The 23906-nt window shown below is 67.0% G+C and carries 21 protein-coding genes; 14 read left to right on the top strand and 7 right to left on the bottom strand.

Annotated features, from left to right (window positions below; genetic code table 11):
• Nucleotides 1-123 precede the first annotated feature (123 nt).
• Both groES and groL read left to right on the top strand, forming a co-directional pair.
• Nucleotides 124-411 carry a co-chaperone GroES gene (gene groES / locus G6R31_RS08915; protein WP_017871267.1) on the top strand — a complete coding sequence of 96 codons (288 nt, stop codon included), beginning with the start codon at nucleotides 124-126 and terminating at the stop codon, nucleotides 409-411.
• A gap of 74 nt (nucleotides 412-485) precedes the next feature.
• Nucleotides 486-2132, top strand: a complete 1647-nt coding sequence (gene groL / locus G6R31_RS08910) for a chaperonin GroEL (RefSeq protein WP_017871268.1) — start codon at nucleotides 486-488, stop codon at nucleotides 2130-2132.
• Nucleotides 2133-2204: 72 nt separating this feature from the next.
• On the opposite strand, the gene G6R31_RS08905 is transcribed toward groL, so the two are convergent.
• The gene (locus G6R31_RS08905) at nucleotides 2205-2663 is read right to left on the bottom strand and encodes a hypothetical protein (protein ID WP_152423729.1); all 459 of its coding nucleotides are present in this window, start codon (nucleotides 2661-2663) and stop codon (nucleotides 2205-2207) included.
• Nucleotides 2664-2820: 157 nt separating this feature from the next.
• Here G6R31_RS08905 and G6R31_RS08900 point away from each other — a divergent pair, with 157 nt between their 5' ends.
• Complete coding sequence (locus tag G6R31_RS08900; protein WP_017871270.1) at nucleotides 2821-3483, top strand: GNAT family N-acetyltransferase; 663 nt, start codon at nucleotides 2821-2823, stop codon at nucleotides 3481-3483.
• Between the two features lie 31 nt (nucleotides 3484-3514).
• Here the strand turns inward: G6R31_RS08900 and G6R31_RS08895 are convergent, their stop codons facing one another.
• A complete protein-coding gene (locus tag G6R31_RS08895) occupies nucleotides 3515-3871 on the bottom strand; it encodes a hypothetical protein (RefSeq protein ID WP_017871271.1) in 357 nt (118 codons plus the stop codon).
• Between G6R31_RS08895 and G6R31_RS08890 the strand changes: the two genes are divergently transcribed.
• The 3 genes from G6R31_RS08890 to G6R31_RS08880 all read left to right on the top strand — a co-directional run bounded on the left by G6R31_RS08890 (nucleotide 3870) and on the right by G6R31_RS08880 (nucleotide 7288).
• Nucleotides 3870-4379 carry a P-loop nucleotide/nucleoside kinase family protein gene (locus G6R31_RS08890; protein ID WP_017871272.1) on the top strand — a complete coding sequence of 170 codons (510 nt, stop codon included), beginning with the start codon at nucleotides 3870-3872 and terminating at the stop codon, nucleotides 4377-4379. The genes G6R31_RS08895 and G6R31_RS08890 overlap by 2 nt on opposite strands.
• Nucleotides 4380-4424: 45 nt before the next feature.
• Nucleotides 4425-5441 carry an LLM class flavin-dependent oxidoreductase gene (locus tag G6R31_RS08885; protein WP_017871273.1) on the top strand — a complete coding sequence of 339 codons (1017 nt, stop codon included), beginning with the start codon at nucleotides 4425-4427 and terminating at the stop codon, nucleotides 5439-5441.
• 215 nt (nucleotides 5442-5656) lie between these two features.
• The gene (locus G6R31_RS08880; protein WP_040384555.1) at nucleotides 5657-7288 is read left to right on the top strand and encodes a M20/M25/M40 family metallo-hydrolase; all 1632 of its coding nucleotides are present in this window, start codon (nucleotides 5657-5659) and stop codon (nucleotides 7286-7288) included.
• A 464-nt stretch (nucleotides 7289-7752) separates the two neighbouring features.
• Here the strand turns inward: G6R31_RS08880 and G6R31_RS08875 are convergent, their stop codons facing one another.
• Nucleotides 7753-8400 (bottom strand): DUF1989 domain-containing protein, encoded by a 648-nt coding sequence (locus G6R31_RS08875; protein WP_017871275.1) that lies wholly within the window; start codon nucleotides 8398-8400, stop codon nucleotides 7753-7755.
• A 5-nt stretch (nucleotides 8401-8405) separates the two neighbouring features.
• Entirely contained in the window at nucleotides 8406-9203 is a 798-nt protein-coding gene (gene gntA, locus G6R31_RS08870; protein WP_017871276.1) for a guanitoxin biosynthesis heme-dependent pre-guanitoxin N-hydroxylase GntA, read from the bottom strand.
• A gap of 271 nt (nucleotides 9204-9474) precedes the next feature.
• On the opposite strand from gntA, the gene G6R31_RS08865 reads away from it, so the two are divergent.
• From G6R31_RS08865 to G6R31_RS08845, 5 genes are all read left to right on the top strand, one after another.
• Complete coding sequence (locus tag G6R31_RS08865; RefSeq protein ID WP_017871277.1) at nucleotides 9475-10404, top strand: LysR family transcriptional regulator; 930 nt, start codon at nucleotides 9475-9477, stop codon at nucleotides 10402-10404.
• A gap of 73 nt (nucleotides 10405-10477) precedes the next feature.
• Nucleotides 10478-11314: a transposase gene (locus G6R31_RS08860; protein ID WP_114671024.1), complete on the top strand. Its 837-nt coding sequence runs from the start codon at nucleotides 10478-10480 to the stop codon at nucleotides 11312-11314.
• Between the two features lie 441 nt (nucleotides 11315-11755).
• Complete coding sequence (locus G6R31_RS08855) at nucleotides 11756-12130, top strand: roadblock/LC7 domain-containing protein (RefSeq protein WP_017870097.1); 375 nt, start codon at nucleotides 11756-11758, stop codon at nucleotides 12128-12130.
• A 78-nt stretch (nucleotides 12131-12208) separates the two neighbouring features.
• Entirely contained in the window at nucleotides 12209-15148 is a 2940-nt protein-coding gene (locus tag G6R31_RS08850; protein ID WP_025567317.1) for an insulinase family protein, read from the top strand.
• 160 nt (nucleotides 15149-15308) lie between these two features.
• Nucleotides 15309-16064: a hypothetical protein gene (locus G6R31_RS08845; protein ID WP_017870099.1), complete on the top strand. Its 756-nt coding sequence runs from the start codon at nucleotides 15309-15311 to the stop codon at nucleotides 16062-16064.
• 6 nt (nucleotides 16065-16070) lie between these two features.
• Here the strand turns inward: G6R31_RS08845 and G6R31_RS08840 are convergent, their stop codons facing one another.
• The 3 genes from G6R31_RS08840 to G6R31_RS08830 are packed head-to-tail and all read right to left on the bottom strand — an operon-like array spanning nucleotide 16071 to nucleotide 20438.
• Nucleotides 16071-16511, bottom strand: a complete 441-nt coding sequence (locus G6R31_RS08840; protein WP_017870100.1) for a 23S rRNA (pseudouridine(1915)-N(3))-methyltransferase RlmH — start codon at nucleotides 16509-16511, stop codon at nucleotides 16071-16073.
• A 34-nt stretch (nucleotides 16512-16545) separates the two neighbouring features.
• Nucleotides 16546-19485 carry a transglutaminaseTgpA domain-containing protein gene (locus tag G6R31_RS08835; RefSeq protein WP_017870101.1) on the bottom strand — a complete coding sequence of 980 codons (2940 nt, stop codon included), beginning with the start codon at nucleotides 19483-19485 and terminating at the stop codon, nucleotides 16546-16548.
• Nucleotides 19482-20438 carry an AAA family ATPase gene (locus G6R31_RS08830; RefSeq protein ID WP_017870102.1) on the bottom strand — a complete coding sequence of 319 codons (957 nt, stop codon included), beginning with the start codon at nucleotides 20436-20438 and terminating at the stop codon, nucleotides 19482-19484. Before G6R31_RS08830 ends, G6R31_RS08835 begins: the two co-directional genes overlap by 4 nt.
• An 840-nt stretch (nucleotides 20439-21278) precedes the next feature.
• On the opposite strand from G6R31_RS08830, the gene G6R31_RS08825 reads away from it, so the two are divergent.
• From G6R31_RS08825 to G6R31_RS08815, 3 genes are all read left to right on the top strand, one after another.
• Nucleotides 21279-21623, top strand: coding sequence for a hypothetical protein (locus G6R31_RS08825; RefSeq protein WP_161617892.1), 345 nt, complete (start codon nucleotides 21279-21281; stop codon nucleotides 21621-21623).
• Nucleotides 21624-21833: 210 nt separating this feature from the next.
• Nucleotides 21834-23000: a pyridoxal phosphate-dependent aminotransferase gene (locus G6R31_RS08820; protein ID WP_017870104.1), complete on the top strand. Its 1167-nt coding sequence runs from the start codon at nucleotides 21834-21836 to the stop codon at nucleotides 22998-23000.
• A gap of 54 nt (nucleotides 23001-23054) precedes the next feature.
• Entirely contained in the window at nucleotides 23055-23843 is a 789-nt protein-coding gene (locus tag G6R31_RS08815) for an AIM24 family protein (protein ID WP_017870105.1), read from the top strand.
• Nucleotides 23844-23906: the final 63 nt, after the last annotated feature.

The raw sequence follows: 23906 nt of genomic DNA, 5'->3' as shown, positions 1-23906 counted from the left end.
ATTCAGTTGGTTGACATTTTTCTTACTGCCGCTCTACCATCCGAGGCGGATTGAAGGTGCTGCGCAGGAAAACGCCCGCCAGCACGACCTTCCGCCATCATCTCACCCACAGGAGGACCCCACATGCTGAAACCACTTGGTGACCGCGTTCTGGTTGAAATTATCGAAGAAGCCGAGCAGAAGACTGCCGGCGGTCTGTACGTTCCCGATTCCGCCAAGGAAAAGAGCCAGCGCGGCAAAGTCGTTGCCGTCGGCACGGGTAAGACCCTGGACAACGGCACCAAGGTGCCCATGGAAGTCAAGGAAGGCGACACCGTTTACTTCGCCAAGTACGGCGGCACCGAAGTCAGCCTCGAAGGCAAGAACTACAGCCTGCTGAGCGAGCGCGACCTGCTCGCCATTGTCGAGTAAGGCTCCGGGTCAGGTTCTGAGCCTGTTCGTTTCCTGTTTTTCTTCCTCATTTCACTTTTCAAGGAGCAATCACAATGGCTAAACAGCTCGTGTTTGATGAATCCGCCCGCCGCAGCCTCGAGCGCGGTGTCAATGCCGTCGCCAACGCCGTCAAGGTGACCCTCGGGCCGCGTGGCCGCAACGTGGTCATCGAGAAGAAGTTCGGCAGCCCCACCATCACCAAGGACGGCGTGACCGTCGCCAAGGAAGTGGAGCTGGAGGACAAGCTGGAGAACATCGGCGCCCAGCTTCTCAAGGAAGTCGCCAGCAAGACCAACGACATCACGGGTGACGGCACCACCACCGCCACCGTGCTGGGCCAGGCCATCGTGAAGGAAGGTCTGCGTAACGTGGCCGCCGGCGCCAACCCCCTCGCCCTGAAGCGCGGCATTGACAAGGCCGTGGCTGTCGCCATCGAGGAAATCAAGAAGCTGGCCGTGCCCGTCGAGGACAGCGAAGCCATCAAGAAGGTCGCGGGCATTTCGGCCAACGACGAAACTGTCGGCCAGGAAATCGCTTCTGCGATGGACAAGGTGGGCAAGGAAGGCGTCATCACCATCGAAGAGTCCAAGGGCTTCGACACCGAAGTGGACGTCGTGGAAGGGATGCAGTTCGACAAGGGCTTTATCAACCCCTACTTCATCACCAACCCCGAGAAGATGGAAGCCGTCCTCGAAGACGCCTACATCCTGATCAACGAGAAGAAGATCAGCAACCTCAAGGACATGCTGCCGATTCTCGAAAAGGTCGTGCAGACCGGCAAGCCCCTGCTCATCATCGCCGAGGACGTGGAAGGCGAAGCCCTCGCCACCCTGGTCGTCAACAAGCTGCGCGGCAGCCTGAACATCGCTGCGGTCAAGGCCCCCGGCTTCGGTGACCGCCGCAAGGAGATGCTGCGCGACATCGCTGCCGTCACGGGCGGCGAAGTGGTCAGCGAAGACCTCGGCCACAAGCTGGAAAATGTCGGCATGGAAATGCTGGGCCGCGCCGCCCGCATCCGCATCACCAAGGACGAAACCACCATCGTGGACGGCAAAGGTGAGCAGTCGGCCATTGACGCCCGCGTCAACGCCATCAAGGGCGAACTCGACAGCACCGACTCCGACTACGCCCGCGAGAAGCTCCAGGAGCGCCTCGCCAAGCTGAGCGGCGGCGTCGCCGTCATCCGCGTGGGTGCCGCGACCGAAACCGAACTCAAGGAAAAGAAGCACCGCTACGAAGACGCCCTGTCCACCGCCCGCTCGGCTGTGGAAGAAGGCATCGTGGCGGGCGGCGGCACCACCCTGCTGCGCGTGATTCCCGCCGTCAAGCAGGCTGCCGAAGGCCTCAGCGGTGACGAAGCGACGGGTGCCCGCATCCTGATTCGCGCCCTGGAAGAACCCGCCCGCCAGATCGCCGCGAACGCCGGCGAAGAAGGCAGCGTCATCGTCAACGCCGTGATCAACAGCGACAAGGCCCGTTACGGCTTCAACGCCGCGACCGGCGAGTACGTGGAGGACATGGTGGCCGCCGGGATCGTGGACCCCGCCAAGGTGACCCGCACCGCGCTGCAGAACGCCGCGAGCATCGGCGCCCTGATCCTGACCACCGAAGCCATCGTCAGCGACAAGCCCGAGAAGGCTGCGCCTGCGATGCCTCAGGGTGGCGGCGACATGGGCGGCATGGGCGGCATGGACTTCTAAAACAGTTGATGGTCAATGGTTGACCGTTGATAGAAAAAGAGCCGGGGCCAAGTGCCTCGGCTTTTTTTTGCGTTAGTGAGCGGCGGGCGCAGTCAACCAGTCGAACCGCGCGACGAACTCACCGCAGGTGTCCTGGCGCTTCACGCTGATGAACTGTCCCTCAAAGGTTGGCTGCCCAAACGCATCGTAAAAGCCCTGTGCCTCACCGCAATTTGGGCGAGTCGGAGGGTCAAAATGAATGGGTGTGACGCTCAGCTTGGGCCGCAGCGTCACGCGCTGGAAGTTCAGCCCATCTTCTACTTGCGGAACACGGCTTGACGCCTGCGTGAAAAGCATGGCGTGGGCGGCAGGTTGGGCAAAGAGTGGGTGACCACCGACCCAAGTGACTCCGCCGAGATCAGAAGAAATCAGTGCCGTTTTGCTCGCAAGGATGGCCCCGGCTCCGTTGTTAGTCGTTTCTACCACCAGCACCCCATCCACTGCATGGACACCGACGATGACCGCAAGCTTTTCGCGCTTCTGCCACAGCACGCGCCCAGCGTTATTGTAGGCAGTCAGGTCGGTGGTGTAATCCTCCCTTTTTGGCCTCCCCGGCACTGGCGAAAGCGCCCCCGTCCGCGCAAGAGTTCCAATACCGGGGCGCAGCAGGTGTGGGCCAATGTTTCGTCTGCCTGTATAGTGAGGGGCTATGTCTGTTCCGTCCTCTGTCTCCTTTCAAACCCTGTCCGGTGATTTTGGCCCCGTGCTGGGTGAAGTGGCCCGCCTGCGCCTGAGCCTGTTCCGCGAGTTTCCCTACCTCTACGACGGCACCGAGGAAGCCGAGGCCGCCCATCTCCAGACCTACGTGCAGGCGCCGGGGGCGCTGCTGGTGCTGGCCCGCGACGAGACCGCCGGGGGGCGCGTGGTGGGAGCCTGCACCGCTGTCCCGCTGGTGGCCGAGGACGCCGACTTTTTGCGGCCCTTCGCAGCGGCAGGGATTGACCCCGCCACGGTGCTGTACCTGGGCGAGGCGTTGCTGGAAGACGAGTATCAGAGTCGGGGGCTGGGCGGTGAACTGCTCAGCCAAGTCGAGGCCCACGCGCAGGCCCTCGGCTTGCCCATCGTGGCGGCGGCGATGGTGGTGCGCTCCGAAGACCACCCGCAAAGGCCACGGGGCTGGCGCTCGCCGAGTCACCTGCTGGAGCGGCGCGGCTACGTCATGCACCCTGAACTCGAGATCACGCTGAGCTGGCAGGAAATCGGCGAAAGCGCCCCCAGCTCCAAGCCGATGCGCTTTTGGGTCAAGGGACTGGAAGGCCAGAGCAGGATGGAGAATGGAGCAGGTGGCGGCGCCGTCAGGGCGCCTGCGTAATTCGGAGAACTGCTCTTCGTTTTTTTTGTAGTTATTCCAGTGACCGTGCTTTTTCGGCCAGAAACCGCTGCTGCGCCTCCCAGTCGCGCTCCCTGGCGTCGGCGTAGGCCAGGGCAATGCTGCGAATGCCGTTTAAGGCCGTTAGAAAGGCGGGGTCATGGGCGTGGCCCAGGCGGGCGCCGTGCAACTGCACCGTTTCGGGCAGGTAGTCCAGCAGCGCGGCCCTGGCGTGGTCGTGCCAGGAGGGGTCGACTCCCTGCTCGGCGCGGGCAAGATTTTCGCGCAGGTCGGCGAGCAGGGCCTGAACTGTTGCCGACGCCAGGAGTTCGGCCTGCCTTCCCTGCGGCGCGGCGTCGTGCGCCTTTTGGATGACGTACCCTCCCCCCATGCTTCTCGTCCTCTCCGGCATCCCCGGCACCGGCAAAAGCACCCTCGCCCGTGAGCTTTCGCGGCGGCTAGGAGCCGTTTATCTGCGGGTGGATACGGTAGAAGCCGCGCTGCTCAACGCCGGACACGCTGGAATCACGGTGGAAGGCTACGCGACGGCCTACGCTATTGCCGCCGATAACCTCGCGCTGGGGCTGAACGTGGTGGCCGACTGCGTGAACCCGGTAGCCGAAACGCGGGAGGCGTGGGCCGAAGTGGCGCGGGAAGCAGGCGCACGGCTGGTCAACGTGGAAGTGGTTTGCTCGGACGGGGCCGAACACCGCCGCCGGGTGGAATCTCGCCACGCCGATGCTACGGCCCACGCGGGCCACTGGTCGCCGCCCGACTGGGAAGCGGTAGCAAAGTGGCCTTATCAGCCCTGGCAAACGCCGGTGCTGCGGGTGGATACGGCGCGGGACTCGGTAACGGAGCTGGCCGACCGACTGCTGACCGAACCCAAAAGTATATAAACTAAACCGCTTTATTTTATAAACCAAAGACGCTATGCTTTCCCCATGAAGAAGATCGGCTTTCTCTCCTTCGGTCACTGGAACCCTCACCCGCAGTCCCGGACGCGCTCGGCGGGCGACGTGCTGCGGCAATCCATCGACCTCGCGGTGGCGGCGGAGGAACTGGGCGCGGACGGCGCTTATTTCCGGGTGCACCATTTCGCGCAGCAGCTCGCCTCGCCGTTTCCGCTGCTCGCGGCAGTCGGCGCGAAGACGAGCAACATCGAAATCGGCACCGGCGTCATCGACATGCGCTACGAAAACCCCTTCTCCATGGCCGAGAACGCGGGCGCGGCCGACCTGATCGCGGGCGGGCGGCTGCAACTCGGCCTCAGCCGGGGGTCGCCGGAACAGGTGATCGACGGCTGGCGGCACTTCGGCTTTCAGCCGGCGCCGGGTGAAACCGAACAGGACATGGCCCGGCGACACACCGAGGTGTTTCTGGACCTGCTCAGGGGCGAAGGCTTCGCGCAGCCCAACCCGCGGCCGATGTTTCCCAACCCGCCTGGGCTGCTGCGGCTCGAACCCCACTCCGAGGGCCTGCGCGAGCGCATCTGGTGGGGCGCGGCGTCTAACGCGACGGCGGTGTGGGCGGCCAGGATGGGCATGAACCTGCAAAGCTCCACCCTGAAAACCGACGAGACGGGGCAGCCGTTCCACGTTCAGCAGGCTGAGCAACTGCGGGCCTTCAAGGCGGCCTGGCAGGAAGCGGGCCATGCCCACACGCCGCGCACGTCGGTCAGCCGCTCCATTTTTGCGATCACCAGTGACCTTGACCGCGCCTATTTCGGTCGCCAGCAAGGCAGCGACCAGTTCGGGCACATCGACAATTTCCGCGCCGTGTTCGGACGCAGCTACGCCGCCGAGCCGGACAAACTGATTGACCAGCTCCGGCAGGACGAAGCGATTGCCGAGGCCGATACGCTGCTGCTCACCGTGCCCAACCAGCTCGGGGTGGAGTACAACGCGCACGTCATCGAGAACATCCTGAAACACGTGGCCCCGGCGCTCGGCTGGCGCTGACGGCTTTTCCTGGCAAGCAGGCCGGGTGATACCACTCTGAAAAATAGTTTGCATACGCAAACTATTTTTCCGAACGGAGTGAGTCAGAGAAAATACGGGTCTGGACGGCGCGTAGCGCATTCGGGCGTTTTTCCCGAATGCGCGAAGTAGAGTTCAGACCCGTATGACCTGCCCTCCTGTTGTAGGGAGGGGCAGGTCACCCTATGCTGGCAGGCATGATTGTATCCAATATCCAAACACCCTCGGCCCGTGAGGTGACGCTCGAACTGGTGCGGGCGGCGAGCGTGACGAATACGGCGGGCGAGCAGGCGTTCCCCGATACCCTGCTGCGGGTGCTTGGACGCCTGCCTTATTTTCAGGACCACCCGGAGGACCTGTGGGCGGAAGTCATCGAAAACGATCCCTACGGGCGGTGCAACGTGTACGCGCTGGTGCGCGGCGGCAGCCCGGCGACGGTGGTGCTGACCGGGCATTACGACGTGGTGTCGGTCTCCAACTACGGCCCCCACGCGGACGTGGCCTTCGACCCCGAGGCGCTGCTGCCCCGCCTGATTGAAGACCTGCGCGTGAACGCCCGCAGCGAGGCCGAGCACCGCGCCCTGAAGGACCTGGAAAGCGGCGATTTCCTGCCCGGACGCGGGGTGCTCGACATGAAATCGGGACTGGCGGCGGGCATCGCGGCGCTGGCCGAATTTGCCGGGCAGACGGAGCGCAGCGGCAACGTGCTGTTTCTGGCGGTGGCCGACGAGGAAGTCAGTTCGCACGGCGCACGCTGGGCCGCGCCGCAGCTTCCGGCGTGGGCGGAGCGCGAGGGGCTGGACCTGCGGCTGGTCATCAACCTCGACGCGACGAGCGACAACGGCGACGGCAGCGCGGGGCAGGCCGTGTACGTGGGCACGGTGGGCAAGCTGCTGGTGTCGGCCTTCGTGGTCGGCGTGGACACCCATGCGGGCTACTCGCTCGACGGCGTGAACGTCAATTTCCTGGCGAGCGAACTGACGCGGGCCTTCGAACTCAACCCCGACCTGACCGACCGCAGCGCCGGAATCACGGGCACGCCGCCCACGCTGCTGCGGCAGCAGGACCTCAAGACCTACTACGACGTGACCACCCCGGCGCGGGCCTGGCTGTGTGTCAATGCCCCCACGCACGGGATGGACGCGGGCGCGGTGCTGGAGCGCTTCGTGGACGTGGCGAGGACCGCCCTGGCCGATGCCCTGGACACCCTGCGCCGCCGCGCCGAGGTTCTCGGGGAGGCGGGCAGCGCCGCGCACGGGGCCACCCCGCTGGTGCTGACCTCCGCCGAACTGCTGGCCCAGGCGCGGCAGAACGTGCCTGACCTGGACGCGGCGTTTGCCGCCTACGACGCCGAACTGGACCCGCACCTCGACTTTCCCACCCGCAGCGCCTGCCTGACCGGCTGGCTGTGGGACGCGGCGGGGCTGCTCGGCCCGGCGGCGGTGCTGGGCTTCGCGTCGCTGCACTACCCCAACACCACGCTCGACGCCCGCAAACCCGCCGAGGCGCAGGCCCTCGACCTCGTCCGCGCCACCCTGCGCGAGAAGGGCGCGGAACTCGGCGTGAGTATCAGCGAGCGGCCCATCTTCACCGGCATCAGCGACATGAGCTGGTTCGGGTCCGCCGACCCCGCCGACATCGAAGTCGTCAACGCCAACACGCCCGCCCGCGCCGCCCATATCCACGCGCCGCCCGCGGGCCTGCCCTGCATCAACCTCGGGCCGTGGGGCCGCGACTACCACCAGTGGCTCGAGCGGGCCTACGCGCCCTACTGCTTCGGCACCCTGCCCCGGCTGGTGTCGGCGCTGACAGAAGCGTTCTTGCGCTGAGGAGAGGGGGCCGCGCCGCCCCCTTTTCTCCTGCTCTTGAGAACGTGCAAAGTTGGTCTCAAGCCTCCTGTGCCGACTGGCTCATGGCCCGTAGCTCATGGCAAGGGGAATATGGCTTCTCGGCAAATGATACGGACATAGCGCGTTATCAGTAATTCCCCTGCCAGCTCCCTTGACAGCAAAAAAAAGAACCCCGCGTGGGGGTTCCGGATGGTGCGTTTTGACGGGGTTTTCCCGCTCCAACACTCGCACGTCCGTTTTTATTTCTCGGAGGTGGACGTCTCCCTCGGTGCATCTTCTGTCTGCGTTCCTGTCATGACTTGGGCCGGGCAACAGCACAGAAGGCGTACAGGGCGGAATGTACCGCACGGCGCCCGGAGGCGGCCAGAAGGATAATCTTAATCGAGTTATCAAGAAATGTCAAGGACAGCGAGAGGATGTCCCGCCGTCCTGTTCGGCTGCGTCTACTCGGCGCGTGTGCCCGCCGGAATCACGAAGTAGTCGATGGGCTTGAAGGTGCCGTTGTTGCTGCCTTCTGCCGAGCACGCTGTGAGGCCCACGATCAGGTCCATCTCGGCGCGCAGTTCGAGCCGTTGCCCCGGCTGCGAGATGGGCGGGCCGATGTTGACCTTGCCCTTTTCGTCCACCAGCACGTTCATGAAGATGTTGAGGGTGGTGGGAATCTGGTCGGGCTGAATCCCGAATGGTGCGAACGCCTTGACCAGGTTGCCGAAGCAGCTCGGGTGCCCCTCGGCGGTGCCGGGCGGGTACAGAATCTCGAAGGTTTCCGTCGAGCAGGGCGTGAGCAGAAAGTCGTGGCGGCCCACGTCGTCGCGCAGCAGCGTGAACATCACCCGCGAGCGGTTGGAGTACAGCCGGTGCCCGGTGGTGAGGTAAATCGTCTCGTTGTAGTCGAAGGTGCGGCCCGAGGACAGCCATTCATCCTGGTTGTCAGCGGCGAAGGCCATCAGATCGGACACCTGCTCGCCCATCGGGTCGATGACGACGAGTACGTCGCCCTTTTGCAGGCAAAAGCCGGTGCCGGTCTGCGGCGCGATGCGGTAGGGCCGCGCTTCCGTCGGGGCCTCGGTGGAAGTGGGGGGCTGGGTCATATGCCTCAGTCTGCCCCGTCGCCGAAGCCGAAGGGACAGCGGCCCCCTGTGGGAGTGTTGGGAAACGGGGCCACCCAGCCGGGCTCCACCGCGCGGCCCGAGTACTGCCGGGCTTCGGGCGCTTCGCCGTAGTTGGCGAGATTGGGGTTGAGGCTGCCCTGCAACTTCAGCTCGCGGCTGCGGATGGTCTGCTGCATCCGCTCGAAGCGCCCGGTGTCGCGCAGCTGCTGAAACTGGCGGTGGGCGTTGAACACCAGTGCAGGCACCGGAAACGCCCGCGCCACGCGGCTGCTGCCGGGGTGGAGGCCGATGATGAAAAACCCGCGTCCGGCAAACGAAAACCCGAACTTGTTGCTGTGCGGGTCGGCGCTGACTTCCTCGCTGTAGGGCGCCGTATCGAGCTGGTGCAGAGCGCGAAGCTGCTGCCACAGCCGGTCCTCGAACTCGTGCTCGGTCATGCCCTCCGGCGCGCCGAAGGTGGCGATGAAGGACGTGAAATCGCTGCCGAGGTCGTCCTGGTCCTGCACGAAGCGGGCGAGGTCGTGTGCGAGGCCGAGGGTGGCGCCCAGGCTGCCAAGTTCGCCGTACACGCCGAGCGCGTAGGCGCTGGTGTTCATGGACGCCTTGGCCGCCACGCAGGAAAAGTCGGGGGCCAGGATTTTTTCGCGAAAGGCCGCGTTCAGTTCCTGGGCACGCGCCGACACCGGGCCACGGGTGGGCCGCAGTTCGCCCGCGTGGGTCAGGTGGTACTCGCCGGGCACGCCGGGGGGCGCGAAGGTTTGGGGAAGGGTCGAGAGGGTCATGAAAAAAGCGCTCCTGTGAGGGCAAGACGTGGGAACATCAACCAAAACGCCCCCACCCTATCCGCCTGCCGGCTTCTGGCAATGTACGAATGGCCTCGGAAACTTCATGCTCTAACGAACCGTCAAGCCCAGATGAGTGGCTGGGGGCCGGGAGACATGGGGCCGCGCTGGGAAGCGTCATAGGGACTGCAAGCGAAGCCCTATGTTCGGGGAAGGGACTCCAACCAGCGGGAACAAGGGGAAGTTGTCAAATGCTCTAAGCTGCGCGGCAATGGAACTGCGACACCTGCGCCACTTCGTCGCCCTGGCCGAGGAAGAACACTTCGGGCGGGCCGCCGAGCGCGTGTTCGTGGTGCAGCAGGCGCTGAGCAGCTCGATTCGCAACCTCGAAGAAGAAGTGGGCGTGCAGCTCGTGACCCGCACCACCCGGCGCGTGCAGCTCACCCCGGCGGGCGAGGAATTTCTGGTCGGGGCGCGGGCGACTTTGGCGCAGGCGGCGCAGACGGTGGAGCGGGCGCGCCGGGCCGCCCAGGGCGAGGTGGGGCGGCTGACCGTGGGCTTTGTCAGCGGGCTGGCCTTCGGGGGGCTGCCGGAAATCGTGCGGCGCTTTCGCGAGCTGTACCCGGCGGTCAGCGTGGACCTGCGCGAACTGACCGCCGGGGAACAGGAAGCGGCGCTGCGCGGCGGTCAGATCGACGTGGGGCTGCTGCTGCTGCCGGTGCGTGACCCGGCGCTGGCGTCCCGGGCGCTGTGGCGGCAACGGCTGGTGGCGGCCCTGCCCGCCGCACACCCACTCGCGCAGCGGGAACGGCTCCGGATTGCCGACCTCGCCGACGAAGCGTTCGTCTTTTTTCCGCGCTACCTGCGGGCCAGCTATTTCGACCAGGTCATGCACTGGTGCGCGGATGCGGGCTTTACCCCCCGGGTGGTGCAGGAGGCCATTGAGATTCCCACCCTGCTCTCGCTGGTGGCGGCGGGCGTGGGCGTGTTTCTGCCCATCGAATTTTTCTCGCGGCTGGCGCTTCCCGGCGTGGTCTACCGTCCGCTGGAGGGTGCTCCGGTCATCGAGATCGTGGCGGTGTGGCGCCGGGACACGGCGGGCGAGCAGCCCACCCGCCCCACCGTGCAGGCGTTCTTGCAGGTCGCCGAGCGGGTGCTGCACGACGCCTCCGAGCCGCTGCCAGCAGCGGGGGCGGAGTAAAACCCAGCTTGGTAACGTACGGAATCACCTCGGGTGCGGCGCAAGAAGGGGCGAAAAAAGCGAAGCTGGGGTTATGCGAACCAGCCAGCTTCTGGAATATTTTAGCCTGCCCGACCTCTTCACACTGGCCTACGTCCTTGTCGACGACCATCTCCAACTGCTCAGCGCCATGGGAAGCTACCAGCTTCCCATGGCCCGCAACCGTCAGGCCACTCCTTCTGAACTGATCACTATCGCCCTCGTGGGCGACCTTCTTGGTCAGAAGAACAGCGAGACCTGGTTCGCCCTCGTTCGTCAGCTTTACGCCGACCTCTTCCCACACCTCCCCGAACGCAGTCGCTACCACCGCCATTTACTCGCAGCCAGGCATCTCATCGCATCTTTCGGGCTGTCCCTCAGCCCGAAAGATGCAGACATCCTCATTATCGACAGTAAACCCCTCCCCATTGCTCAGGGTGCCCGAATGAAGCGGCCCAGACAGCAGTCAGAAGCAAAAATAGGCCCAGGGAGTATGGGCTGGGTGATGGGCTACAAGCTTCACGGCGTCGTCGACACGCAGGGCTACTTCACGAAGTTTGCCATTGTCGCTGCCAACGAATCCGAGCAGGGCGTGGCCCGTGAGCTGCTCTCTGAATACGAACGCAGCCGCACGCTTGGGGACAAAGGCTACGTCGGGAGTGGCGTGTACGCCAAGTCACGGGAGAACGCGAAGACACCGGTGGCATGGCCACCGGTGCTGGGGAAACTAAGAAAGCGCATAGAATCGGTCTTTTCCAGGTTAGCGAGATGCTGCTCTCTGGGTGAGGTGCAGCTGAATTCCTTCCAGGCCGTCGTAGCCCGCACGTGCCGTGCGGTTGCGGCCCACAACCTGATGCTGCACCTAGAGCGCTACGTGCGTTCAGCAGCTTAGATTCCGCCGCACCCGAGGTGAATCCGTCTCTTTATCCTTCCTCATCCGGTCGGCTTTCATCCTGTTGGCCACAGGATTCGGTCGGAGTCGGGATCAGGGCACGGGCGGGAACTGGACAGCCGATCCGTTCTCGCCTTATACGAATTCCGATTGAATCCAGCAGATTTCTGGATTCAATCCGACTGAAAGGAGTAGGAAAAGATACGGATTTTGCGATATGGATGCACAGGCGGTGTAGTTCCGACTGTGCAGGAATTTAGCGGAATCCGTATTACTTTTTGACTGGCCGTGCTTCCTGGTCCGCAGCGTCCGGTCCGGGCTTGTTATGGTCTTGATAGACGAAAAGGTGTCTAGTCACTCTGGAAGACGGCGGCGAAACGCTGCTTCGCGACTGGGTTACCTATCTTCGCTCCCCGTCCACGGCCCAAGGAGGCACCCCTTATGACCATGCTGAGCAAACCTGAACGACTGAAGTCCATCCTGCAAAACCTGCGTATGTCGCTGCCCGAACTGCGCGGCGCGATGGTGGCGACCACCGACGGTCTGCCCATCGCCCAGGCGTTCAGCGACAACACCGACGCCAACCGCGTGGCCGCCATGGCCGCCACGGCGCTGGGCCTGGGCAAGCGCATCAACGACACGCTGGGCACGGGCAGCCTGAACGAAATGTCGGTGAGTGGAATGGACGGTCAGGTCTTCATCTACTCGGTGGGGGCCAAGGGCGTGCTGGCCGTGGTGGCGCCGTCGGGCACCAACCTTGGCCTGCTGCATATGGAAGCCCGTGAAGCGGCCCAGGCCGTCGCCAGCGTGCTCTGAGCCGCAGTTAACAACCGCAGCTGAACTCAGCCGCAGTCAGGCCGCCGGGTGTTTTCGCCCGGCGCTATTCTTTGGCCCATGACTGCCATCAAATCTCCGCTCCCCGGTGTGGGAGAGACACTGGGCCGTTACACCGTCGAGCGCGTCGAAACCCTGCCCGAGATGTCGGGCCAGCTCGTGCTGCTGCGCCACGAAAACGGCGCCCGGCACGCCCACGTCGCCCGCGAGGACGACAACCTCGTGTTCGGCGTGACCTTTCCCACCGTGCCCAAAGACAGCACGGGCGTGGCGCACATCCTGGAACACAACGTGCTGATGGGGTCGCAGAAATACCCCGTCCCCGACCCCTTTTTCTCCATGATTCCGCGCTCGCTGAACACCTTCATGAACGCGATGACGGCGGGCGACTGGACGACCTACCCCTTTTCCACCCGCAACGTGCAGGACTATTTCAACCTGCTGTCGGTGTATCTGGACGCGACCTTTTTCCCGCTGCTGCGCTACGAGAGCTTCCGGCAAGACGGGCACCGCTTCGAGTTCGAGACGCCCGACGACCCGACCAGCACCCTGAAACTGCAGGGCGTGGTCTACAACGAGATGAAAGGCGCGATGGCCTCGCCCGGCAGCGTGATGTGGCGCTCGTTCGGCAAGGCGCTCTACCCCGACCTGACCTACGCCAACAACTCCGGCGGGTCGCCCGAGAACATTCCGGAGCTGACCTACGAGGACCTGCGGGCCTTCCACGCGGCGCACTACCACCCGTCCAACGCCTACTTCTACAGCTACGGCAATCAGGACCTGGGGCGCGTGCTGGACGCCATCGAGCAGCATGTGATGACCCGTTTCCAGAAGCAGGAACTGGACGTGAGCATTCCCGACCAGCCCAGTTTCAGCGAGCCGCGCCGCGTGGACGTGAGCTACCCCGGTTCGGACACCGAGCGCGGCGGTCAGGTGCTGCTGGGCTGGAAACTGGGCTACGCCAGCGACCCCGACGCGAGCCTGCGCTGGGGCGTGCTGAGCGACGTGCTGCTGGGCAACGCGGCGGCCCCGCTGACCCGGCCCCTGATCGAGTCGGGCCTGGGCGCACAGCTCGCTGACCTGACGGGCTACCGCGACGACTTCCGCGAGGCGGCTTTCGCGGTGGGCCTCAAGGGACTGAGCACCGATAAGGCCGACGCCGTGCAGGAACTGGTGCTGTCCACCCTGCGCCAGATTGCCGAGGAGGGCATCGACCCCGCACTCATTGAAGCCAGCCTGCACCAGTTCGAAATCAGCCAGAAGGAAGTCAGCAACGCGGGCTACCCCTACGGCCTGGGCGTGATGTTCCGGCTGCTGGGACCGTGGCTCAGCGGCGGCGACCCGGTGACGGGCCTGCGCCTGGACGCCGAACTGGGGCGGCTGCGCGACGACCTGAAGCGGGGCCGGGTCTTTGAACCCATGATTGAAAAGTGGCTGCTGCAAAACCCCCACCGCGTGACCCTGGTCGTCCGCCCTGACCCCGCGCTGGCCGAGCGCACCGAGCAGGCCGAGCGCGAACTGGTCGAGCGGCTGAGCAAGGACTTCACCGACGAGGACCGCGCCCGCATCGTCCGCGAGAGCCTCAACCTGAAAAACCTTCAGGGCCAGGAATCCGACCCGAACGTGCTGCCGACCCTCACGCTGGCCGACGTGCCCGCGCAGGTGCCGCGCCCGGCGTACGAGACCGAGCGCTCCGGGCGGGCGCTGGTGGGGCGCGTGCCGCAGCCGACCGGCGGACTGACCTATCTCGACGTGAAGGTCCGGCTGCCTGAGCTGCCGCGTGACCTGCTGCCGGTGCTGCCGCTCTACACCTTCGCCGTGACGCGCAGCGGAGCCGCCGGGCAGGACTACGTGTCGCTCGCCCGCCGCATCGAGGCCGTGACCGGCGGCATCGGCGCGAGCGCGGGGGTCGGCAACGGCCCGGACACGGTGGACGACCTGCGGCTTTCGGTGTCGTTCAGCGGCAAGGCGCTGGCCCGCAACGCGGGGGAACTGGTGGCGGTGCTGCGCGACGTGATTGCGGCGCCCGAGTTTGACCGCGAGCGGCTGCGTCAACTGCTCGAGCAGCGTCTGGCGGGCATGAAAGCCAGTGTGGTCAGCGCGGGCAACGCCTACGCCGAGCGGCTGGCGAGCGCCCAGGTCAGCCCCGGCGCGGCACTCGGCGAGCAGTTCAGCGGCCTCACCGCGCTGGCGACCCTCAAGGCCATCGTGGAAGGCGCAGAAGGGCAGGCCGACGACCTCGAAGGCCGACTGGACGCGCTGCTCGCGCAGTTCGGGCGCCTGACCACCCTCATCACGCAGGGCGAGCCGCTGGTCTGCCTGACCGCGCTGCCGGAGGACGTGGGGCTGGACCTCACGCCCGTCACCACGCTGTTTCAGGGCGACGCGCCCGTCGGCCACCCCCGCCCGCAACTCGCGGCGCAGGTGCCGCAGGCCCGCACCACCGACTCGCCCGTCGCGTTCAACGCGGTGGCCTTTTCCACGGTGCCGTATACCCACGCCGACAGCCCGGCGCTGCTGGTGCTCTCGCGGCTTCTCAGAAGTGAGTACCTGCTCGCCGAAATCCGCGAGAAGGGCGGGGCCTACGGCGGCGGCGCCAGCTTCGACGCCCGCAGCGGCGTGTTCGCCATGAGCAGCTACCGCGACCCCAACATCGCCCGCACCTATGGGGTGTTCCGTGACGCCCGGCAGTTCCTGGACACCGACCTGGGCGAGCGCGAACTCACCGAGGCGATTCTGGGCGCGAGCAAGACCCTCGACCCCCTCACCAGCCCCGATACGGTGGGCCGCCTGCGCTTCTACGGCGACCAGTCGGGCTTTACCCCTGAGGTGCAGGAGGCGTACAAGGCGCGGTTGCTCCGGGTCACGCTGGACGACCTGCGCCGCGTGATGGATACCCACCTGACCCCCGAGCGGGCCGCATACGCGCTGGTGGCGGGCAAGGACCCCAGCGAGGACACGGCTGAGCTGGGCCTGAAGTGGGACGTACAGGGGATTTGAGGGTGGGTGATGGTTGATAGTTGATGGTTCCGGCCTGTCGGCCTGATGGATGATGGAAGAAAGACCGCTGAGGCGAAGGCTTCGGCGGTTTTTCTTCCATCATCCATCAGCGCAGCGGAACCATCAACACCTCGTCAGGTTTCCGACCTATCCTGCGCCCATGCCGCGCCCCTTCCTGCTGCCTCTGCGGGCCCTCTCGCTCAGCGGTTGCCAACTGCTGCCCGCTGCGGCCCAGCTTCCCGTGCGGGTAGGGCAGGCATGCGGCGACATCGTGGAATTTTCGCTGCTCGGCAACCTCAGCCGCTGCGACCTTGTGGAAGTGCGGGTGACGCTGGCCCGCCCCGCCGTCCCCGAGACGGTGAGCGGGGAACTCGTCAACCTGAACACCGGGGCCGTCATCGCGTTGCGACTCGGACACGCCGACCTCCAGAGTGGCGAGGTGTCGCTCTCGCCCGCACGGGGGCAGGACTGGCAGAAAATTTTCGCTTATGACACTGACTACGAACTGCGCGTCACGGCGCTGGACGGGGAGGGGCGCAAGCTGGCGCGGCAGGTCAGACTGCACACCGAAAAAGCCCCCTACGCGCTGGCGTGGGTGAAAACGGCACTCCCACAACCCGGCGACAAAGTCGTGACGGCGACCATCGCCAACCGCGCCCCGGAACCCATTCCAGCGGGGGCGCTGCGGCTAAGCGTGGTGTGTGACCAACGGCGCGGAACCGAGCACCAGACGGTCTATTTCGGCTCCGATACGCAAAGTTTCGCCGCCAATGAAACGCGTCAGGTGCGTCTGCCCCTGCTCACGCAGCGCGACTTTCAGCCTCAGCCCTGGGCCGACGTTCCCTTTACCGAGTGCCGCAACGAATATGTGGAGGGGTTGCGGGGCCGCCGGGTCATCCCCTCGCGGACTCCGTAAGCGCGTTTAGCCCCGGTGATAAGGCTCACCCGCCGAAATCGTGGCGGCGCGGTACAGCGCCTCGACCAGCACCAGCATGGCGAGGTCGTGCGGCAGCGTCAGCTCGCCCAGGCTCCAGAGCAGGTGCGCCCGCGAGCGCAGTTCGTCGGTGTGTCCGTCGGGCCCGCCGATGGCGAAGGCCAGTTCGCCGTGACCGCCCAGCGCCTGCGCGTCCAGATATTCACTCAGGTTCTCACTGGAAAACTGCTTGCCGCGTGGGTCGAGCAAAATCAGCAAGCTCTTGCCTGCCGCTTTCAGCACGGCTTCGCTCTCGGCCTGCTGGGTCTTGCCGCTCACCCGGCTCACCTGAACCTTGTGGTAGCGCCGCAGCCGCTTTTCGTATTCGTCCCAGCCGCTGCGGGCGTAGGCGAGTTTGGGTTCTCCGACGGTAATCAGGTGCAGGCGCATGGGGGCAGGGTAGGGCAGGGTAGAGGGTGAGGGGTCAGGTCCGCTCGGTTCGCCGCACCTGCCTCACCAGCGCCTGAAGCTGCCGCAGCTCCTCCGGGGACGCCTGGGGGCCGTAGCGCAGGGCGTTGAAGCGGCGGGCGATATCGCGCAGGAGGGGAGCTTGCTGCGGCGAGTGGGCGGCGGCCCGCTCCGCGTAGGCGGTCGGCGTCTCGCCGGGGCCGCGCGGCAGCCGCAGCCGGGTGCTGAGGTCGTGCAGGGCGAGCAGCGCCGGGTCACGCGGCAGGGCGCGGCGGCGCACGAAGGCCAGCGCGGGCAGCAGCGTGAGCGCCGCTGCGCCGAGCAGGGCCAGCAGGTACAGCGGCGACCCCGTCCCCGACACGCCCAGCCGCGAGAGCAGCGAGCGTTGCTGCGCCCCGTCGTAGCTCACCACCCAGGTGTTCCACTGGTTCTGCAGGGCGTCGAGCCGCAGTTTGGCCCGTTCCAGCGTGGTCCGCTCGCGCGGCGCGGTGGCCTGCGGCTGCGTCAGGGCCGTGCCCAGGTCCGCCTGCACGCGGGCCGGGGCGACGGCGGCGGTGGGGTCCACCCGCACCCAGCCCTGGCCCTGAAGCCACACCTCGGTCCAGGCATGGGCGTTTTGCTGCCGCACGATGAGGTAGCCGCCGTCCGGGTTGACCTCGCCGCCCTGGTAGCCGCCGACAATCCGCGCCGGGACGCCCGCCACCCGCATCAGGAAAGCGAAGGCGCTGGAGTAGTGCTCGCAAAAGCCGCGCTTGCTGCCAAACAGGAAAGCGTCGATGCGGTTCGCGCTGGGCAGCTTGGGGGGGGTGAGGGTATACGCGAAGCCCCCCTTGCGAAACACGTCCAGCCCCGCCTGCACCCGCTGCTCCGGCGCCAGCGTGCGCCACGACGCGGCGAGGGCGCGGGACTGCGGGTTGGCGGCGTCCGGCGTCTCGGGCAGGGTCAGGTTGAGGCCGAGCCGCTCCTGGCTTTCTTGCCGTCCCAGCACCGCCGCCTGACTGTTCCACTCGTAGCGCGTGCGCAGCGAGGCCGGGCGCAGGGTGGCGGCCTGAAACGCGCCGGTCAGCAGGGCGCTTTGTGGCAATGTGGTGGGCAGGTCCAGCGCCAGCAGCCAGGGCTTGCCGCTCGGTTCCAGGGTGATGGAATAGCTCCAGACCGGCGCCCCCGGACGCGCTTCGGCAGACGGCGCGGCGAAGCGGCCCCGCACCTGTTGCCAGCCCTGACCGTCGAACAGTTCGTAGACCGGACCGCGCCAGTAGCGCTCGTCGGGCGGGGGCAGCGGCCCGCCAAAGTCGGCACGGAAGGCCACCGCGTCACTCTGCGCGAGGTTGCTGTATTCCCCGGCGCTGATCTGGTCGGCCAGCCCGGTCCTGGCCCCCTGATTGATGGGCAACTGCCACAGCGGACCGTCCGGACGCGGGAAAAACACGAACAGCAGCGCCGCCAGCGGCAGGGAAAGCAGCAGCAGCCGGGCGCTCAGCCCCAGCAGCGGGCGGGGAACGGTCGGGCTGAGCGCCGCCTGCGCCGCCGGGTCGCCCCTGTCGCCCATCCAGCGGGCCGCCGCTGCCAGCAGCAGCACGCTGGCGAGCAGGCTGTGCAGCGCCGTCAGCGGTCCCTGGTCATGGAAGAAATGGGTGCTGGTCACGAACAGCCCCAGCAGTGTGAGCAGCCGGGCGTCACGCACCGTGCGCGTCTCGGCGGCCTTGAGCGCGAGCAGCGCGGCCAGCAGCGCCGTGCCCCCGTCCTGTCCCAGCAGCGTGCCGTAGGTCGCGTTCAGCCCGAAGGCGGCCACCCCCACCAGCACCAGCAGCAGCGGCGGCGGCAGGGTGCGGAGCCTGCGCCCCGGCTCGGCCTGCAGGCCCCGGTAGGTCAGCAGCCACAGCACCAGCGCACTCGCCCACAGCGGCCAGCGCAGCAGCCCCGGCAGCAGCGCCACCCCGAGGGCCAGCAGCGAGAATTGCAGCGGCGCGGCAGGCAGCGGCGCGCTCGGCGCCTCGGTGGTGTTCGGTCCCCCCAGCCACGCCGGGCGGCTCAGGAACTCGTTCCCGGCCTTCTGCTCAGGTGGGGCCGGAAAAGGCGGGTGCAGCGCCAGCGCCCGCAGTGCCCGGCCCGCGTGCGCGTCTCCGCTCCCGACGGGCAGGCTCTGCCCCGGCAACGTCAGCCGGAACGGCAGGCCCGCCGCCCGCGCCGCTGTCACCCAGGCCGCCAGCCGCGAGAGCCGCGCCTCCTGCTCACCCTGAGCCGCGTTCCAGTTCAGGTCGAGCGCCTGTCCCAGCGGCGCGTCGAACTCGCGGGTCACGAGCTGCCCGCTGCGGGCCGCGTGCCGCCAGGAAATCAGCCGGGGCGCGTCGCCCGCCGCGTAGGGCCGCAGTCCGGCGAAGTCCTCCTGTCCGGCGGTGCGCCGCCCGGCCTCGCCGCTGCCCGCCGCCGTGAGCGTGGGCGGCGCGGGCGCGTCGGCTTCCGGCGCGGGCAGGACGGCGGTTTGGGCCTGTGCCGTCACGGTTCGGGTCGCCTGCCACAGCCCGAAGGGGTCGTGTGCGACGAGCTGCACGCCCGTCAGCCGCAGCGGGCCGCGCACCGGGTCGGAAAGCCGCAGCGCGGCGGTCTGTGTGTGCCCGGCACCGACGAAAAGGGCGGCGCTCAGCGGCACCCGCTGGCCGTTTTGCTCGGCCCAGCCCCGCAGCGTGACCGGACTCGCCGCGCCGCTCTGCCGGACCTGCGCCGTAAACGCCGTTTCGTGCCCGGCCACCGCCTCGGCGGGCGGCTGCACGGTCAGGTCAAGGGTGGCCGCCGCCCGCCGCGCCTGCGCCGCCGTGACGATCCACACGCCGACCAGCAGGAAAGTCAGGCCGTAGCCCAGGCTCAGCGCGTAGTTGATGCAGCCGATGAGGGTCAGCAGCACCAGTCCCAGAAACGCCCAGCCGAAGCGGGTCGGCCACAGCGCCGGCCGCCTCACGGAATGGGCGTCTCGTCCAGCAGGCGCCGGAGCACGTCGCCGGGCCGCGCCGCCGGGTCACGCAGCGCCAGCCGGTGCGAGGCGAGCGCGGGGAAAACCGCCTGCACGTCTTCGGGCAGCACCATGTCGCGTCCGTCGAGATACGCCCAGGCCCGCGCCGCCGCCAGCAGGGCGAGCAGGGCGCGGGGACTCAGGCCCGCAGCGATGGCCGGATGCTCACGGCTGGCGCGGGCCAGCAGTTGCAGGTAATCGAGCAGCGCGGGCGCGGCGTACACGGCGTCCACTTCCGCCTGTGCCCGCAGCAGCGTCGGCGCGTCCAGCACGGCGGGCAGGTCGCGCACGCTCTGGCCTCGCCCGCCGGTTTCGAGCAGGGTGCGTTCGGCGCGGGCGTCGGGGTAGCCCAGCGTGACGGTCATCAAAAAGCGGTCGAGTTGCGCTTCGGGCAGCGGAGAAGTGCCCACGAACGCCGCCGGGTTCTGGGTGGCGATCACGAAAAAGGGGTCGGGCAGCGGTCTGGTCACGCCGCCCTCACTCACCTGCCGCTCCTCCATCGCCTCCAGCAGGGCGCCCTGGGTGCGCGGGGTGGCCCGGTTGATCTCGTCGGCCAGCAGCAGCTCGGAGAAAATCGGCCCCGGCTGGTGGCGAAAGCTGCCGCTCGCCGCGTCCCAGATACTGACCCCCAGCAGGTCGGCGGGCAGCAGGTCGGACGTGAACTGCACCCGCCGGAACCCCAGCCCCAGCGTGCGGGCCAGGGCCTGCGCCAGCGTCGTTTTGCCCACGCCGGGCTGGTCCTCGATCAGCAGGTGCCCCCGCGCCAGCAGGCAGGCCAGTGCCAGCCGCAGCTGCGTGGGCTTGCCCAGAATCACCCGGTCGAGCTGCTCGAGTGCCCGGTGAATGGCCTGATTCGCGGCGCTGCCGGAAACGGCGGGAGAGGACGGAAGGGCGGTCGCCATGCCCTCACCCTACGGGGCAGGCTCTGACAGAACTGGGACTTGCAGCAGGGAAATGCGGAAAAAGACGCACGGCACGCTGCCTTCATCTGCTTATACGGATTCCGATTGAATCTGGTCGTTTCAGATTCAATCCGAGCGGATGCAAGTAGGAAAAAATACGAATTCTGCGATATGGATGCACAGGCGGCGCTTTCCCGACTGTGCAGGAATTAAGCGGAATCCGTATTAGGACTTCATCTATGCATCAGGCGCGAAGCTACCCCGAAAACCCCCGTTTCCGACGCGAGGAAGCGGGCTGCATAAAAAGCCTCACCCTTCTCTGACACCTTTTCGGGCGATTCGGGCGAGTGTGCGGGGGTGCCGGAAGCCCGGTTCAAGCTGTCCAGGCCGCGCCGCAGTGGGCCTCCCAGCCTTTAGGAAGCAGGCTGTCAAGGCGCCGACAGAACCCGGCTTCTACTCTGGGCGCACTTCGGCTTCTCCGGCGCACGGCGCGGGGAAAACAGGCGTGCCCACCGCCGAAGACCCAGCGGCACGCCCAGGTGTGAGTTTCGGACTGGACGGCCCAGTGAGGGGGGACGTCCAGTCCTTTTTTGTGGCCTGTTGCTTTCCTGCTGCCCTCCCCAAACAGTCATGCCCAGAAGAGGGGGTGGGCAAGACGCCCAGGTCGGGCCAGCGGTTCTCAGCCCCCGATCTGCCGGGGCGGTTAAGCTGCCCCCCATGTCCTCACGCCTGTTGCCGGGCCTCCTGGCCTGCCTGTTTGCCGGTTCCCTTTCTGCCGCCTGCGCCCAGGGAGGGGACCGGCCGCTGTTCGTCCAGCCTCCGCAAATCCAGGAGGCGCCGGTGTCTCCTTCTGCCGGTGGCGTTCCGCTGCCCCCGGCTCCGGTCCCTGCGCCCGTGCAGGCGGCACCCGTCAAGCCCGCACCTGACAGGCCCGCACCCGCCAAGCCTGCACCCGTGAGGCTCGCACCGGGGCAAACCGCTCCCGCCGTTCCGGTGCGCCGCGCTCCGGGGGTCGTGCCGTCGCCCGCTTCGGGGGTGCGTCCGGCGCCCGCCTGGGTGCGGCCCGCCGCGTCCGTCAAGCTCCGGCTGATGCCCGCCTGGACCGGGCAGTTTCTGGTCAGGCCGCGCGAAGTCGCTCCCTTCAATCCGCTGGGGCTGCCGCTGAGTACGGCGCCCGTGTGGTGAGGTCTGCCCTTTACAGTGGGCTGTTCTAGAGCATTTGACAAAAGAATGTTTGCCTCGTTTGACCCTCTCCCCTTGTGGGGGACTTGTAAAGCTCCGCAGGAGAGGGCGTTGCGAAGCGACGGGTGGGGGGGCGTCCAGACCAGCTTTTTTTTGTCAACTGCTCTAGGGGTGCGGCCCGCCTGGCCCGCGCCGCCCCTTTAGCCTGACCGCATGGCCTCGCCCTTTCGCCTGTCCGCCCGCGCCCAGAGCCTCAAGCCGTCCGCGACGGTGGCGGTCACGTCCCGCGCCCTCGAACTGCGCAGGCAGGGCGCGGACATCATTTCCATGAGCGTGGGCGAGCCGGATTTCGACACGCCGCCGCACGTCCGGGCCGCCGCCATCGCCGCCATCGAAGCCGGGCACACCAGATACACCCCGGTGGGCGGCATTCCCGAACTGCGCAGCGCCGTCAGTGCCAAGTTCCGCCGGGAAAACGGACTGGCCTACGCCCCCGACGCCGTGACCGTGACCAGCGGCGGCAAACAGGCGCTGTTCAACGCCCTGTTCGCGCTGCTCGGCTCCGGCGACGAGGTGCTGATTCCGGCGCCCTACTGGGTCAGCTACCCCGAAATGGTCGCCCTGACCGGCGCGGTGCCGGTGGCGGTGCCCACCACGCCGGAAAGCGGCTTTCAGCTCGACCCCGAGCGCCTCGCCGCCGCCGTCACGCCGCGCACCCGCATGGTGATTCTCAACAGCCCCGGCAACCCCACCGGCGCGGTGTTTCCCCCGGAGACGCTGCGGGCGGTGGCCGAACTCGCGCAGCGCTGCGGGCTTGTCGTCGTGACCGACGAAATCTACGAGCACCTCGTCTACGACGCCGAGCAGGTCAGCATCGGCACCTACGCGCCCGAGCACACCCTGACCATCAACGGCGCGAGCAAGGCCTACGCCATGACCGGCTGGCGCATCGGCTACGCGGGCGGGCCGAAACACGTCATCGCCGCCATGAACGCCCTGCAGTCCCAGAGCACCAGCAACGCCAGCAGCGTCAGCCAGTACGCCGCCCTCGCCGCGCTGGAAGGGCACGAGGACACCGCCCGCTTTATCGCCATAGCCCGCGCCGCCTACCGCGAGCGCCGCGACCGCATCGTGGCGGGCCTCAATGCTCTGGGGCTGCCCACGCCCACGCCACAGGGCGCCTTTTACGTGATGGCCGACACCCGCGCCGTTCACCCCGACGAACTTCAGGCCGCCCGCATCATTCTGGACGAGGCGCAGGTGGCCGCCGTGCCCGGCACCGATTTCGCCGCGCCGGGGCAGGTCCGACTGAGCTACGCGACGAGCATGGAGAACATCGAGGAAGTGCTGCGGCGGCTGGACCGGGTGGTCGGGCGGTAAGCGGTGGGGATGGCCGGGAACCTTTTGCCGCCCGCTCCCGTATGCTTTTCCGAAATGACCAACATGCACCCCGCCAACATGCAACCCGGCAGTGACGGCACCTACTCCCTGCGTGACTTTCTGGCCCAGACCGCCGAGCGCGACAACCCCGGCGAGGTCTTCGAACTCGAATCGAGCAAGATGCTCGAAGTCAAGGTCAACGGCCGCGTCTGGAGCAAACTCGGCGCGATGGTGGCCTACAAGGGCCAGCTTTCCTTCAAGCGCGAAGGCACCCTGGAAGGCGGCCTGATGAAGGCCCTCAAGCGGGCGGTCAGCCAGGAAATGTCGCCGCTCGCCAAAATCGAGGGCTGGGGCGTGGCGTACCTCGCCGACCAGGGCAAGGAAATCCAGATTCTGCGCCTCGCGGGCGAGAGCCTGAACGTCAACGGCAACGACCTGCTCGCCTTCGAAGACAGCGTGCAGTACGACATCACCATGCAGCGCCGGGTGGCGGGCATGGCGGCGGGCGGGCTGTTCAGCGTGCGGGTGCAGGGGCACGGCATGGTCGCCGTCCTCAGCCACGGCAAGCCGCTGACCCTGCGTGTGACCCCGCACGAGCCGATTTTCACTGACCCCAACGCCACCATCGCCTGGAGCGGCAACTTGCAGCCGCAACTCGTGATGGACACCAGCCTGCGCTCCATCTTCGGGCGCGGCGGCGGCGAAAGCTACCAGATGGTCTTCCAGGGTGACGGCTTCGTGGTCGTGCAGCCCTACGAGGAGTTCGACGCGGGCATGCTCGGCGGCGGCGACAGCGGGCACAGCGGCGGCCTCGGGCGCACGCTGGGCGACCTGTTCGACTGAGGACAGAGAGCAGAGGGTGGATGGCAGATGGCTCTGAGCTATCCGCTATCCGCCCTCTGCTCT

This window comes from Deinococcus wulumuqiensis R12 (assembly GCF_011067105.1).
Lineage (GTDB): Bacteria > Deinococcota > Deinococci > Deinococcales > Deinococcaceae > Deinococcus > Deinococcus wulumuqiensis.
This window is presented reverse-complemented; position numbering and strand designations above follow the sequence as displayed.